At 63.7% G+C, this 14461-nt stretch carries 14 protein-coding genes; 11 read left to right on the top strand and 3 right to left on the bottom strand.

Annotated features, from left to right (window positions below):
• The first annotated feature begins 26 nt into the window (after nucleotides 1-26).
• From der to K1X11_RS02215, 6 genes are all read left to right on the top strand, one after another.
• Complete coding sequence (gene der, locus K1X11_RS02190) at nucleotides 27-1520, top strand: ribosome biogenesis GTPase Der (RefSeq protein ID WP_221028771.1); 1494 nt, start codon at nucleotides 27-29, stop codon at nucleotides 1518-1520.
• A complete protein-coding gene (fmt, locus tag K1X11_RS02195) occupies nucleotides 1517-2509 on the top strand; it encodes a methionyl-tRNA formyltransferase (protein ID WP_225919195.1) in 993 nt (330 codons plus the stop codon). The genes der and fmt overlap by 4 nt, the downstream gene beginning before the upstream one ends.
• A gap of 41 nt (nucleotides 2510-2550) precedes the next feature.
• Nucleotides 2551-3129, top strand: coding sequence for a LysM peptidoglycan-binding domain-containing protein (locus tag K1X11_RS02200; RefSeq protein WP_221028770.1), 579 nt, complete (start codon nucleotides 2551-2553; stop codon nucleotides 3127-3129).
• A gap of 7 nt (nucleotides 3130-3136) precedes the next feature.
• Nucleotides 3137-4111, top strand: coding sequence for a ParB/RepB/Spo0J family partition protein (locus tag K1X11_RS02205; RefSeq protein ID WP_221028769.1), 975 nt, complete (start codon nucleotides 3137-3139; stop codon nucleotides 4109-4111).
• Between the two features lie 185 nt (nucleotides 4112-4296).
• Nucleotides 4297-4647 (top strand): preprotein translocase subunit SecG, encoded by a 351-nt coding sequence (gene secG, locus K1X11_RS02210; RefSeq protein WP_221028768.1) that lies wholly within the window; start codon nucleotides 4297-4299, stop codon nucleotides 4645-4647.
• A 20-nt stretch (nucleotides 4648-4667) separates the two neighbouring features.
• On the top strand, nucleotides 4668-5564 hold the full coding sequence (locus tag K1X11_RS02215) for a LolA-like protein (RefSeq protein WP_221028767.1): 897 nt from the start codon (nucleotides 4668-4670) through the stop codon (nucleotides 5562-5564).
• 57 nt (nucleotides 5565-5621) lie between these two features.
• Here K1X11_RS02215 and K1X11_RS02220 read toward each other — a convergent pair whose 3' ends face one another.
• Together K1X11_RS02220 and K1X11_RS02225 are read right to left on the bottom strand one after the other, a co-directional pair.
• On the bottom strand, nucleotides 5622-6986 hold the full coding sequence (locus K1X11_RS02220; protein ID WP_221028766.1) for an MBL fold metallo-hydrolase: 1365 nt from the start codon (nucleotides 6984-6986) through the stop codon (nucleotides 5622-5624).
• An 82-nt stretch (nucleotides 6987-7068) separates the two neighbouring features.
• Complete coding sequence (locus K1X11_RS02225; RefSeq protein ID WP_324726062.1) at nucleotides 7069-7464, bottom strand: Co(2+)/Mg(2+) efflux protein ApaG; 396 nt, start codon at nucleotides 7462-7464, stop codon at nucleotides 7069-7071.
• A gap of 93 nt (nucleotides 7465-7557) precedes the next feature.
• Between K1X11_RS02225 and K1X11_RS02230 the strand changes: the two genes are divergently transcribed.
• From K1X11_RS02230 to K1X11_RS02245, 4 genes are all read left to right on the top strand, one after another.
• On the top strand, nucleotides 7558-8268 hold the full coding sequence (locus K1X11_RS02230) for a sulfite exporter TauE/SafE family protein (protein ID WP_225919194.1): 711 nt from the start codon (nucleotides 7558-7560) through the stop codon (nucleotides 8266-8268).
• A gap of 450 nt (nucleotides 8269-8718) precedes the next feature.
• Nucleotides 8719-10266 (top strand): bifunctional phosphoribosylaminoimidazolecarboxamide formyltransferase/IMP cyclohydrolase, encoded by a 1548-nt coding sequence (purH, locus tag K1X11_RS02235; RefSeq protein ID WP_221028764.1) that lies wholly within the window; start codon nucleotides 8719-8721, stop codon nucleotides 10264-10266.
• Nucleotides 10267-10347: 81 nt separating this feature from the next.
• Nucleotides 10348-11208: a M48 family metallopeptidase gene (locus K1X11_RS02240; protein WP_221028763.1), complete on the top strand. Its 861-nt coding sequence runs from the start codon at nucleotides 10348-10350 to the stop codon at nucleotides 11206-11208.
• 159 nt (nucleotides 11209-11367) lie between these two features.
• Complete coding sequence (locus tag K1X11_RS02245; protein ID WP_221028762.1) at nucleotides 11368-12741, top strand: M20/M25/M40 family metallo-hydrolase; 1374 nt, start codon at nucleotides 11368-11370, stop codon at nucleotides 12739-12741.
• Between the two features lie 166 nt (nucleotides 12742-12907).
• Here the strand turns inward: K1X11_RS02245 and K1X11_RS02250 are convergent, their stop codons facing one another.
• A complete protein-coding gene (locus K1X11_RS02250) occupies nucleotides 12908-13501 on the bottom strand; it encodes an OmpA family protein (protein WP_221028761.1) in 594 nt (197 codons plus the stop codon).
• Between the two features lie 72 nt (nucleotides 13502-13573).
• Here K1X11_RS02250 and K1X11_RS02255 point away from each other — a divergent pair, with 72 nt between their 5' ends.
• A complete protein-coding gene (locus tag K1X11_RS02255) occupies nucleotides 13574-14434 on the top strand; it encodes a sirohydrochlorin chelatase (protein ID WP_221028760.1) in 861 nt (286 codons plus the stop codon).
• Nucleotides 14435-14461 lie beyond the last annotated feature (27 nt).

Consider the following 14461-nt stretch of genomic DNA (forward strand, 5'->3'; position numbering starts at 1 on the left):
CCACCCTCGTTTTCTCTCATTCCATCATGTCACGCGCTGTCGCCATCGTAGGCCGCCCCAATGTGGGCAAGAGCCGCCTCTTTAACCGTCTGGTCGGACGGCGCGTGTCCATCGTGCACGACCAGGCCGGCATCACCCGTGATGTCGTGTCGCACGAAGTTGCCGACGGCGCTTACACGCTGCTCGACACCGGCGGCATCGGTCTGGTCGGCGGCGAGAGCACGGCCGAACTTACCGCCGCCTCCGAACGCCAGGTCGAGTTCGCCATCGCGGCCTCGGATCTGATCGTGTTTGTGATCGACGGTCTCGACGGCGTGACCGCGCTCGACGCCCGCATCGGCCAGATGCTGCGCCGTTCCAAGAAAGACGTGCTGCTGGTGGTCAACAAAGCCGACTTCGACGACGACAAGGTCGACCTCGCCGAAGCCTACCGCATGGGCCTCGGCGAACCCTGCCGCGTATCCGCCGAGCACGGACGAGGGGAAGCCGACCTGCGCGAAGCCATCCTCGAGCGCCTCGGGCCCGCGCCGGAAACCGACACCGGTGACGACAAAACCGCCGAAGATCCGCTCTGCGTGTGTTTCATCGGTCGCCCCAACGTCGGCAAATCCTCCCTCGGCAACCGGCTGCTGAAGAGCGACCGCCTCATCGTGAGCGCCACCCCCGGCACGACGCGCGACGCGGTGGAGTTGCCCTTCAAATTCAAGACCCGCAACGGCAAGCTGGTTGACTTCAAACTCATCGATACCGCCGGCATCAAGGCGCAGACCAAGCTCGCCTCGCCGGTCGAATATTTTTCCCGGCTGCGTTCGCTCGATGCCATCCAGCGCGCCGACGTGATCTTCATGGTGGTCGACGCGTTCGACGGTATCACCCAGCAGGACAAAGCCATCGCCGGTGAGGCCGTGAAGGAGAACAAGCCCATCATCGTGGTGGTGAACAAATGGGACCTCGTGCTCGAATCCTTCAAGCGCGACGACCCCAGCACGCAGCTCTACAAAAACGAGCGCGACTACCGCGAAAAATACGAGCGAGCGCTCTTCGAACGCCTCTTCTTCACCGCCGGTTCGCCGGTCGTCTTTGTGTCGGCCCAGACCGATTTCGAGATCGACCGCATGCTCAACTACGCGGCGAAGATGAACCGCTTGCTCGACACCAAGATGTCGACCTCGCGCCTCAACGCGTTGCTTGAGCAACTGATTCAAAAGACGCCACCGCCGGCCATCGCCAACCGTCGTTTCAAGATCTACTACGCCACCCAGACCGGCAACCGCCCGTTCCGTGTCCGCATCTTCTGCAACCGCGAGGAGCGCCTGCCCGACAGCTACCGTCGTTACCTCGAATCCGGCATCGTGAAGGAGTTCGACCTCGGCGGCTGCCCGATCGTGTTCCACCTCGTGGGCAAGGAGCGCCACAAGGACCGCGGCGGCCATGGTCCGCTGAAACCGAAACGCGCCGATGCGCCGGACGAACCGGAGTGGGGTGGATTTGGCGACGACTTTGATACCCTCGAAGATTGAAGACTGATCGCTTGCGTCTCGTTTTTATGGGCTCCGACGCGATTGCGTTGCCCATGCTCAACTGGCTGGTCGGGGAGGGCGCCGCGCTCGTCGACGTGGTTGCGGTTTTCACTCAACCGGACCGCCCCGTCGGTCGCGGCCAGAAGGTCGTGGCCAACGCCATCAAAACCTGGGCTCTGGAGCGCGGACTGCCGGTGTATCAGCCCGCCAAGCTCACCAGTGACGCCCGCGAAGCGCTCGCCCGGCACGAAGCCGATGTCGCCCTCGTGATGGCTTACGGCCACATCCTGCGGGACGAGTTCATCAACACGCCCCGCCTCGGCACCCTCAACCTCCACGCCTCGCTGCTCCCCAACTACCGCGGTGCTTCGCCGATTCAAAGTGCAGTGCTCAGCGGCGACGCCGAAACCGGCGTGGCGCTCATGCGCATCGTGCGCGAACTCGACGCCGGACCGGTGGCCGACGTGGAACGCGTCGCGATCGGACCGCACGACACCGCGCTCGATATCGAGGCCAAACTCGCCGCCGCCTGCGTGCCGCTGGTCGCGCGCGGTCTGCCCGCACTCGCGGCCGGTGATCTAGATTTTGTCGAGCAGGACCACGGCGCGGCGACCTTCTGCCGTCGCCTGACCAAAGCCGATGGCGTGCTCGATTTCACCGCGCCCGCCGGTGTGCTTGCCGCCCGCGTGAACGGTCTGTTCCCGTGGCCCAGCGTGCGGGTGGCGATCAACGGTCAGGATGTAAAACTCGGGCGCGCCGAAGCCACCGATGCCGCCACCGCCAATACCGCGCCCGGCACGGTGCTTGGCTTGCAAGACGGCGCGCTCGCCGTGGCGACCGGGCAGGGCGTGCTACGGTTGTTGGAGTTGCAGCGTCCTGGCGGACGCATGATGCCGGCCACGGATTTCCTGCGCGGCTTCCCGCTCGAAACCGGTCTGCTGCTGCCCTCGCAGCCCATGCCGGAACTCGTGCGTCGCCAATCGACTTAGCCGCTTGTTTTCAACCGGGCTTTTTCCCAAGCTGCGCGACCATGATCAAACGTGCGCTCATCGGCCTGCTGTCTCTCACCCTATGTGCGGTGAGTTGGGCTCAATATCCTGCCCAAAATAACCTTGGATCTCAGGTCGCCGGTCTGCGCGAAGACGTGCGCATCTTGGTTGAGCGAGTGGGGCAGATGGCGCTGCGGATCGAACAACTCGAACGCGAGAACGCCCGCCTGCTTTCCGCCACGGACGGTCTCGACAGCACCTACGCCACCGTGCGCCAGCTCAACGACGCTGTGGCCGAGCTCACTCAGCAGATTTCCAGCGGCGACGCCACCTCCCGCGCGCAGGCCGCGAAGGCCGTGCAGGAATTGGCTCGCCAGGTGAATGTGTCGATGGACGGTTTGGCCAAGGACCTCAACGCTCGCCGCCAGGTCACCGCGCCGACCTTCAATGACGATTTCCCCAAGGAGGGCATTCGCTACACGGTGGAGAAGGGCGATACACTTTCGAGCATCGCGTCGCGCTTCGGCTCGACCGTTAAAGACATTCAAAACGCCAACCGCATCACCGATCCGCGCAAGGTGCAGGTCGGCCAGACGCTCTTCATTCCCGGCGCTCAATAACCCCCACATGGCTTCTTCCAAATCCCGACTCGGTCGCGGTCTCGGCGGACTCATCGCTGCCGCCGCCCCCGCCAAATCTCCCACCGCGCAAGCGGCTGCCAAAGCCGTGGGCAACCTGAAGGACGGCAAGGGCGGCAAAGCTGCGGCCGCCGCGGCCACCACCGAACCGCCCGCCACGCCCGGCTTCGAAGAGATCGCGGTCACGCACATCGAGCCGAGCCCCTATCAGGCCCGGCGCGAGATCCAGGCCGAGCACCTCAACGAACTCGCCGAGAGCATCAAATCCGAGGGCCTGCTGCAGCCGATCGTCGTCCGCAAAATCAAGGACAAGCAGTTTGAGCTCATCGCGGGTGAACGTCGTTGGCGCGCCTATCAGGTCCTCAAGCTGAAGACCATTCCGGCCCGCGTGGTCGAAGCCAGCAACGCCTCCGCCGCCGCGCTTGGCCTGATCGAGAATCTGCAGCGTGAAGGCCTCAACCCGATTGAAGAGGCCTACGGTTACGCCAGCCTCATTCGCGACTTCGACCTCACGCAGGAGCAGGCTTCCGATCGGGTGGGCAAGAGCCGCGCGTCGGTCGCCAACACCCTGCGTCTGCTCTCGCTCGACGCGGAACTGCAGGGCTACGTCGCCAAGTCCATCCTCAGTTTTGGCCATGCCAAAGTATTGCTCGGTATCGAAGCACCGGCCGAGCGCGCCATCCTCGCCCGCCGCGTGATCGAGGACGGCCTGAGTGTCCGCGCCACCGAAAAGCTGGTGCAGGACAAAAAGTCCGGCAGCGCGAGCAGCTCCAAAAAAGCGGCCAAGAAGGGCGGCACCGCCGCCGAGGTCGCAGCGATCAACGGCATCGAGAAAAAGCTCACCTCGCACCTCGGAGCCCGCGTAGCGCTTAAACACACGCCCAAGAAGGGCCAGATCGTCATCCAATACGCTGGTAACGACGACCTCGCCCGCATCCTCGAAAAACTCGGCGTCGAAGCCTGAGTTGTCTCGCCGTCGTGGCCGCGGCATCCCTGCCGCGGTGAACCGAGAGGCAAACTCGCCCCGAGGCTGGACGCCTCGCCCACTTGGTTCCGCGCGACTCCCGTATCCACTTTTTACATCCCTAAACCCCATCCGCCCCGGGCATTGACAAGCCCCGGGCAGAACTGCTCAGTTAACCCTTTTCCATGAATCTCCTGATCGCGATTTTCACCTTCATCCTCATCATTGTCTCCGTCGCGCTGGTGCTGCTCGTCCTCATGCAGAAGGCCAAAAACGACGGTGGCATGGGTGCCGCCCTCGGTGGTGGCGCGGCTGAAGCCACCTTTGGTGCTGACACCGGCAACGTGCTGACCACGGCTACCATTCGCGGAGCGGTCGCTTTCTTTGTGCTGAGCCTCGTGCTGTATCTCGCCCACATTTACGTGCGCAACCACGCCGCGGCTGAAGCCGGCTCCGCGCTACCGACCATCGAGGCTCCCGCCACCACGTTCGATGATGCCGCCGCCGCTCCGGCGACCACGGAACCCCAACCCTGATTCGCGAGTCTTTGGCGCGCATGCAGCGTTGCCCCGCGAGTTTCTTTCGGCAGGCCGTTCGCACGGTCTGCCTTTTTTGTGGCCTCGCCGTGCTGGCCTTGAGTCTGCAGGCGCAACACAAGGGCAACCGGCTGCGCCCGCGCTACCTCTCCGACGAGGCCGACCCGGCGCGCGGCGTCGAAATCATGGCGCAGTTCCGCAGCCTCGGCATCGCCGGAGACTACTACCTCGATTTTGATCTGCACGTGCTGCCGCGGCGCGGTGAAGCGTCGGTGGTCAAGGGCCGCATGTGGGGCTCACGCAACGCGATCGGCCCGCTCTTTCGCGCGGAGCTGCGTGGGCCGGACACGCGCCTGACTCTTGACCGCCTGCTCGGGCAGAACGGTCCGCAGCCGCAGTCCTGGCGCTTCTCGCCGCCGGAAATCGGCGGCACCAGCACGGTGGAGGCACTCGATCCGACGACCCTGTTGGATCCGCTGGCCGGCACCGGCCTGTCGATGTTCGAGCTGCAGATGCCGTTCACCTACTGGGACGATTTTGTGTTTGAAGGCGTGACGCAGGTGCGCGGGCGGGCGGTGCACGCCTTCCTGATGTATCCACCGGATGAATTCGCCGCGGCCCATCCGGAGATCGGCGGGGTGCGGCTGCATCTCGACGCCAATTTTAATGCCTTGATGCAGGCGGTGATTCTCGACGGCGACGAAGAGCCGCTGCGCAAACTCACTGTCCTCGACCTGAAAAAACTCGGCGAGCAATGGATCGTGAAATCGATCGACGTGCGCGACGAAGCGACGCGCGACAAGGTGCGCTTCGAGGTGAACGGCGCGGCGCTCGGCTTGAGTTTCGCGCCGGGTCTGTTCACGCCGACGGCGCTGCAGGACAACTACGGCCCGCCCGACGGGGTGGAGTTTTTCTGAGCTGCACCTCTGCCGCGATCTGATCGCGGCGGGCTCGTTGGTCCGACTCGACCAGGCTTAAACCTGGTAGGTTTCGCCGGGCTTGGGATCGAGGACTTTGATGCGGTCGTCGCGCTCGGCGAATTGCTGGGCGAACCAGCCGCGAGCTTCCGGATCACCGTGGGTGAGCACCACGGTGCGCGGTTCGGCCTGTAGTGAGAACTCCAGCAGCTCCTCGCGCTCGGCGTGGCCACTGAGCTCAAACTTCTCCACGCGGGCCTTGATGCGGGAGCGCACGTGCAGGGTTTCGAAAATGAAGTCGTCGCCGGGGTGCGATTCCAGCAGCGCGCCGCCGGGCGTATCGGGGTCGCAGTAACCCACAAAACCGATCGTGTTGCGGTGATGACCGAGCAGACCAGAGGCGAGGGTATAGCTCGGGGTGTTCTCCACCAACATGCCGGAGCTCACGATGTAGAGCGCGTTGCGCTCGGGGTCTTTGCCGGGAGTCAGTTTGCGCGGCAGGGACTTGAGCTTCAGCTCCTTCAGGATGGCGCGGTTGAACTGCACGTGGTTCGTCTTGCGACGGATCTCGTCGAAGTAGTCGCAGAGATCGAGACCGAGGCCGGAACCGACGATCGGGCAGTCGACCAATTTGCCGAACTTCCGCGCGTCGTGCATGATGGTGAGAATCTCCTGCATGCGGCCGAGGGCGAAGACTGGCAGCAGGAAGGAACCGCCGCGACCGATGGTGTCGTTGATCGACTTGATGAGACGTTCGACCTCATGCACGCGCTCCTGGCCAGCCGGACGATCGGTGAGGCCGCGCGTGGTTTCGGTCACGATGGTGTCGAAGTGACCGGTCGGGAACCTGGCGCCGGGCAGCGTGCGCAGGTCGTCAAACAGCACGTCGCCGGTGAAGAAAATGCCGCGGTGCTTGTGGCGCACCTCGAGGGCGGCGGCACCAGCCACGTGACCCGACGGGTGCAGCATGATCTCGATCTCGTCGCGCGGATTGATGCCGTTGACCTTCTTGGCCAGGCCGAAATTGAGGCCTACCATGCGACTGGCGCAGCGGTCGATTTCCTCGTGCGTGAAAAGCGGATACTCCGGGATGTCCTGCTCGGCCTTCTGCCGTTTCATGACGTTGGCGGAGTTGTGTAGCATGCGCTCAATGAGGATCCGCGAGGAGGCCGACATGACCACCGGAGCGTCCGGAAACTCGCGCATGGCGACCGGCAGCGAGCCGATATGGTCGAGGTGGCAGTGCGTGATGACGATGAGGTCCACCCGTTCGCCGCGGATTTGTTTGAAGTCGGGAATGGCGGCGCGCCCCACGTGTTTAGGGTGCAATCCGCTGTCAATCAGCAGGTTAACTCCGCCAATCTGGACGAATAGTGCGTTGGCACCGATGCCGCCGTGGCGGTTGAGATCAAGCAACTTCATTGTGTAAACGGTCAGCCAGAACCCTGCGCCAGCCCGGTGCAAGTTCAACTTGGTGGCGCCGAAAGGGGCGGCCGAGGGGAAATCAGTCTTCGGTCGGGGAGCCCGGGACCGTCATGTCGAACGGGGGCAGGATGACATGAACGCGGGAACCGTTGGCCGTGATCCCGTGAAAACTCCCGATCACGCGCGCGTCGCAGCCGGTCACGTGGTAGCTGTTGTAGGTGAAGGATTGGCCGGGCTCGAGGCGCGGGGTTTCGCCCACGATCTTGTCGCCTTCGATGACAAGGCGTTCGCCGTCCGACTGCTCAACGACCCATTTGCGGCCGAGCAACTCGACCGTGGTGGGCGACAGGTTGCGGATGGTCACGAAGTAGACAAACGCGTGTGGTTTGTCGGGCGGCAGACTCGGGCCGCCGTGGTGATAGACGAGGCGATCGAGCTGGGCGGTGAGGCCGGGGAGTTCCTGCGAGACGGGCACGGCCTCAACAGGACTAAGCCCGCCGTGTGATGCAACCGGGTTTCGCAGGGAATTCCATTGCGCTGGGCGGAAGGAAGCAGAGGGTGCGGCGATATGTTCGCTGATCTGCTCCACGTCGTGTTGCTTGCCCTGTTGGGCACCGGGCACTGCATCGGCATGTGTGGTGCCTTTGCGCTGGCTGCCGGGAGCGGCGAAGGCGGACACAGCGCGTGGTGGGCGCGACAGATTTCGTATCAACTGGGCAAGGGCATCGCCTACGTTTTTGTCGGCATCGCGGTGCTCGCGGCGATGAAGTGGCTGGAGAGTCGCACGCCGGTCGACGCCCTGCGCGACATCATCGCGTGGGTGGTGGGGTTGCTCATGATCGCACTGGGCCTGGCGCAGCTGTTGGGTCGGCGTTTGCCGGCGCGCTTTCAACAATGGTGGCAAGGCTCGCGCGCTTGTGGCGTGTTGAGCGGACTCGGTCGCAGTCGGTCCGCCTTCAAGGGGCTGCTCATCGGCTGGATCAACGGTTTCCTGCCGTGCGGGCTGTCGTGGGCGGCGCTGCTCTACCTCGTGGCCACCCGCTCGGTGGAGACGGTGGTGGCGGGGGCGTTGCTCTTCAGCCTCGCGACGCTGCCCGGGCTGGCGGCGACGGCGTGGCTGCTGCCCAAACTTGGCACGCGGCGACGCGCCTGGCTGATGCACGCGGCGGGCCTGCTGCTCATCGTGCTCGGCGTGCTGACGATCGTGCGCGGCAACGACGGCGTGCATCACTGGTTTCACCACAATCTCGTGATCCCCGGCGCGGACGGCGGTCACTGACGGGCTTAGAAGCATTCAGCGATTTGGTCTTCTTGGCGGTCTTTGCGTCCCTTTGCGCCTTTGCGTTAAAAACCTGCGGAGGAGTGGTCCCGCCGTCCATGGTTTGAACGCTTCGCGCTAGGGTGTGTCTCGGAAAGGCGAGGAACCATCGCTGGGAGCGCAGCCCGTGGAGGGCAAGGCGGAGCCGAGGGAACTGTGCCCATGGGCACTGTCCCTCGGCGACAACGCCGGCCTCCACGGGCTCCGTCCCAGCCCGAAGGGTGAGCGGGAAAAGAGGCTGGCGCGGCGTTGCCCACGACGGCATGGCCCTCTGGGCCACCTCCGTCGCGGCCGCCTGGCGCGAGCCCCTTTTCCCACTCACGCTGGCTCCTCGCCTTTCCCAGACACACCCTAGGGCATTTCCACTCCGGTCTTGCCCTCCATTTGCCCGCCCCGCACAACGGCCTTTCCATGGAAAAATTGGCGCTACTCTCGGTGAGTGACAAAAGCGGTCTGGCGGACTTCGCCACCGCGCTGGTGAAGGAACACGGCTATCGGTTGCTGTCCACGGGAGGCACGGCACGGCTGCTGGCGGAGAAGGGGCTGCCCGTCACGGAAGTGAGCGAGCACACCGGCTTCCCGGAGATGATGGAGGGTCGCGTGAAGACCCTGCACCCGAAGATCCACGGCGGCCTGCTGTGCCGTCGTGACAAGGCCGAGCACCTCGATGCCGCCAAAACCAACAACATCGATCTCATCGATCTGGTGGTGGTGAATCTCTATCCGTTCGAGGCGACGGTCGCGAAGCCCGACGTCACTCGCGAGGAGGCGATTGAGAACATCGATATCGGTGGTCCGTCCATGCTCCGCAGCGCGGCGAAAAACCACGAGGCCGTCACGGTCGTCTGCGATCCCGGCGACTACAACGCGGTGCTCGAAGCCCTCGGCGATGACAGCAAAATCGCCTCCCTGCGCCGCAAGCTCGCGCTGAAGGTGTTCCAACGCACCGCTAGCTACGACGCGGCAATCTCCGCTTATCTTGAAGCCAATGCCGATGAGCCCGATCTCGAGGCGCTGAGCGGTTTCCCGAAGAAGCTGTCGCTCGATCTCTCCAAGGCGCAGGAGCTGCGCTACGGCGAGAACCCGCACCAGAAGGCCGCCCTTTACGGCACCTTCCACGACCACTTCGAGCAGCTCCAGGGCAAGGCGCTCAGCTACAACAACATTTTGGACATCACCTCGGCCGCTTACCTGATCGGCGAGTTCGAGCGTCCGACCGTCGCCATCCTCAAGCACACCAACCCCTGCGGTGTGGCCAGCGCCGACACGCTGGAAGAGGCGTGGGAACACGCCTTCGCCACCGATCGGCAGGCGCCGTTTGGCGGCATCATCATCGTCAACCAGACGATGGGCCCCGAGCTCGCGTCGACGATTGCCGGCATCTTTACCGAGGTCATCATCGCCCCGCGCTTCAGCGACGAGGCACTCGCGATCTTTGCCAAGAAAAAGAACCTGCGCCTCATGATCGCCAAGGACGGCATCGGTGCCGAGTCGCTGCAGGAAGTGCGTTCCGTCATCGGCGGCGTGTTGCTGCAGGATCGTGACCGCACCCTCGGCAAGCAGGCGGAGTTTAAGGTCGTCACCAAACGTCAACCGACCGCCGATGAGTGGGCGTCGATGATGTTTGGCTGGAAGATCGGCAAACACGTGAAGTCGAACTCCATCGTCTACTGCAAAGGCGAGCGCACCCTCGGTGTCGGCGCCGGCCAGATGGCCCGCGTGGACAGCTCGCGCATCGCGGTGTGGAAGGCGGGCGAGGCCGGTCTCGACCTCAAGGGCTCGGTCGTCGCCAGCGAAGCGCTGTTCCCGTTTGCCGATGGCCTGATCGCCGCGGCCGACGCCGGTGCCACCTGCGCCATTCAGCCGGGCGGTTCGGTGCGTGACGCCGAAGTCATTGCCGCCGCCGACGAGCGCGACATGGCGATGGTCTTCACCGGTATCCGCCACTTTAAGCACTAAGAACCGATCCACCGATTCCTGGTCGGTCATCTGCGTGAGGCATTGCCAGCCTCACGCATTTTTATATCCACTCGCTTGCTTATGAACTCCCTGCGTCTGCTCGCTCTTCTCGCTTCGGCTGTCCTGTTTTTGACCGGTTGCACCACCGTGCCCGAAACGGGTCGGCGGCAGGTGCTGTTGGTCTCGGCCGATCAGGAGGCGCAGATGGGTTTGGAGGCGTTTACTCAGATCAAGCAGGAGGAAAATGTGTCCCACAACGCGATGCTCAACGACCGCGTCGAGCGGGTAGGGCGCCGCATCGCCGCGAGTGTCGGACGCGACCTGCCCAACGCGAAGTGGGAGTTTGTTGTCTTTGAATCGGAGGAACTGAATGCCTTCGCGCTCCCGGGTGGCAAAGTGGGCGTTTACACGGGCCTGCTCTATCTCGCCGAAACCGATGACGAACTGGCGGCGGTGATGGGGCATGAGATTGCGCACGTCACGTCGCGACACTCTGGCGAACGTATGTCGCACCAAATGATCGCCGTCGGCGCGACTGCGCTGTCGGAGGTGGCGATGGAGGCAAAGGACGTCGACTCCGACAAACGCAACATCGTGCGTGCCGCGCTGGGTGTTGGCACTTCGGTTGGTGTGATGTTGCCGTTCTCGCGACTGCACGAATCGGAAGCCGACGCCGTGGGTCTGCGTTTCGCGGCCGGCGCCGGTTACGACCCACGCGCCGCAGTGACTTTTTGGCAGCGCATGATGAAGGCCAACGAAGGCAGGGCCCGCCCGCCGGAATGGTTGTCGACGCATCCGTCCAACGAGACTCGCATCCGCAAGCTCAGCGAACTCGCGCCGCAATACCTGCCGCTCTACGAAGAGGCCAAGAAGCGCATCGAAGCCGCCGAGTCCGGCGAAGCACCGCCGCCGCTGGCCCAACGCGAAATCGGAACGCCGTAGGGCAGAGCGCCGCTGACGCCATCCACGCGCTTCCGCTCGTAGCCACCGAGCGTTTCCGTAGTGGCTACGAGCGTGAGCGAGTGGCGGATCGCCTAGGCTTCGCCGCGATTCACGCTATTCATGCTAGCCGCTTTCGTAGCGATGCGTCAGCGTGGTCCCATGTTTGATCCTGTTGAAAAACTGAAGGACTTCATCCGGCACCAGAGCGTGTCTGCCGACTCGGCTTTTGCCTCCGGCATGAAGGGCGCCCAGGGCTTTCTCGACGAGTTGTTCTCGTCGATCGGTTTTGAAGTCGAGGTCGTGAAGACCGACCTGCATCCCATCATTTTGGCCAGCCGTGGCGGAGACCCGGAATGGCCGCACGTCATCATCTACGGCCACTACGATGTGCAGCCGGCCGATCCGCTGGAGCTTTGGGAAACCGAAGCGTTCGAACCCGAACAACGCGGTGACCGCCTCTACGGTCGCGGCGCAGCGGATAACAAAGGTCCGCTCATGACCCACATCGCCGCAGTCGCGGCTTTGCTTGAGAAGGAACCTGATCTGCCGCTGCGCATCACCTTCATGGTGGAAGGCGAAGAGGAGATGGGCAGCCCGAGCTTCCCGAAGTTTTTGGAGCAATACCAGGAGCGCCTCGCCGAAGCCGATCTGGTGTTCCTTTCCGACACCGGCATCCCGTCGGCCGATCAAGTCGTAATCACCTGCGGCCTGCGCGGTTTGGTGCTCTTCGACCTCGAAGTCACCACGGCGAAGTCGGACCTGCACTCCGGCCTGCACGGCGGTGTGTTGCGCAATCCGATTCAGGCGCTCACCGAGTTCTGCGCGTCGCTGCACACGGCCGATGGCCGCGTGAACGTGCCGGGCTTCTACGACGACGTGCTCGATGTCGAACAGTGGGAGCGCGACGAGCTCAAGAAATACGGCAGCGATACCGAGGCGTATAAACAGTTCCTCGGCATCCCCGACTTCTACACGGTGGAAGGGTTTGGCCCGTTCGAGGCCATCCGTTTCATGCCGACGTTGGACTTCAACGGCATCGGCGGTGGTTACCAGGGCGAGGGCTCCAAGACCGTCATCCCGAGCAAGGCGATGGTGAAGGTGAGCTGCCGTCTCGTCTCCAATCAGGAGCCTGAAAAGATTCGCGCGCTGCTCTACAAAACCATTGAGGAGCGGATGCCCAAGGACGTGACCTACCGCATCATCGATCAGCACAGCGGCAGCCCCTACGTCGTGGTGCCGCCGGATCGCCCGAATACCCCGGCTGATCAATCGCCGGTGCTGGCCGACGCGTTTCGCGCCACGGATGCGGCCGTGACCGAGGTCTTCGGCAAGCCGCCGCTGTATCTGCGAGAAGGCGGCAGTGTGCCGATCATCGCGGACATTAAGCGCGTGCTTGGCCTCGATTCGGTGATGTTCGGTTTGTTCCTGCCCGAGGACAACCTGCACGCGCCCAACGAGTCCTTTAACCTGAAGGTCATGGAGCGCGGCATGAAGGTCAGCCAGTCGGTGCTGCGCAAACTGGCGCACGGCTAGTTCGATCGTCAGCCATTCGGCTGTAGCCGGGCTCGTTGAGCCCGGTCTTGGCCTATCCGACGCGTTCCCGGGGTCATCGACCCCGGCTACAATTCACTCCAACAAAAAGCCCGGTCCGAATTGGACCGGGCTTTCGTTTAAAAGGGAAGGAGAGGGAGGCTCTGCCTCAGAGCTTCAGGATGATGAGCTCCACGCGGCGGTCTTGCGCCATCTGGCTGTCGCTGGCGTTCTCGACGGCTTCGAGGTCACCCTTGGAAGCGGTCTCGAGGCGGGAAGCGGCGACACCGGCGGTCTCGAGGAATTGGCGGGCCGAGCCGGCTCGGCGATCACCGAGACCGAGGTTGTATTCGGCGGTGCCCTTCCAGTCGCAGTGACCTTCGAGGAGGAGGCGATGCTGCGGGTTGGCGTTAAGGTAATCGATGGCGGCCTCGAGCTTGATGCGCTCGGAGGTCTTGATGCCGCTCTGGTCAAAGTCGAAGTAGACCGGCTCCAGCAGACCTTTGATCATTTGGTCGTCCTCGTAGTAGCCGTCACCGCCACGCATTTCCAAGCCGCTGGCCGAACCGTCGAGCAAGGGATCCAAGCCGGTGTCGATGCCCTGATTCAGCAGGGAATCACCGTAGCCAGCACCTCCGCCAGCGCCCTGCATGCCCATCGCGGTGGCGCTGGGGTCCGGACGGACGGGCTTTTTGGTGCAGCCCGTGAGAGCAAGGGTTGCGACGGTGAGGACGAGGAGAAATTTCTTGGCAAATACGGACATGTGACGGGAAAGGGGGCAGTGTTTTGACTTATCGGTTATCGATTTTACGTCCGCAAGTTATTTAACGGCAGCGTGGCAGACTTCGACCCCTCAATCTGTTTTCTGTTCGATAATGGCTCGCTGCGTGCGGCCTCGACGCTGGGATTGCGGCAAGTCGCGCTGCGTTTGCAGGAACGCGTGGCCATCGCGGTGAAGCCGGTGTCGCTGCTGCACTCGAGCGGCGTCGATGCGGACGCACTGAACTGTCGTCCGGCGGAACTCTTGGAGCCTGCGGTCGCTCGGTTCGCTGAAGCGGGTGGACGCGAAGCGATGGTGTTGCCGTTGTTCTTCGGCCCGAGCGCGGCGCTGGTCGACTATGTGCCGGAGCGACTGGCTGCGTTGCGGGAACGGTTCCCGTTGTTGGAGGTGCGGCAGGCCGGATGTTTGGTGCAGCGTGAGGATGACTCGGCGCGTCTCGTCGCCGAAGCTTTGGCGGCGCAAGTCCGGGCGGTGGAGTCGTCCGCCGAACCGACGGCGCGACACGTGATCCTGGTGGACCATGGCAGCCCGCGTTCGGCGGTGACCGAAGTGCGCAACGCCATCGCGCTCGAGCTGGCTTGTGCGTTACATGGCCGTGTGGCGAGTGTGACGGCGGCATCGATGGAGCGGCGCTCCGGACCCGCCTATGCCTTTAACGAACCGCTGCTGGAGACGGCGCTGAGTGAGCTTGCCCGGAATCCGGCCGTCTCCGAAATCGTGATCGCGCTCCAATTTCTGCAGCCGGGGCGTCATGCCGGACCGGGTGGAGACATTCGGGAGATCTGCGCAGAAGCTTTGCAGCAGGCCGGGCGTCCGGATCTGCGGGTAAAGTTTACGCCGTTGCTGGGCGATAGTGAGGCCGTGTTGAACCTGTTGGAGCGACGATGGCTTCAATGTCTCGCCGCCGCGGACTGAGCGGCGAGCCATTTGCTGGGGCGCAAA

Origin of the sequence: Actomonas aquatica, from assembly GCF_019679435.2 — a bacterium.
Lineage (GTDB): Bacteria > Verrucomicrobiota > Verrucomicrobiia > Opitutales > Opitutaceae > Actomonas > Actomonas aquatica.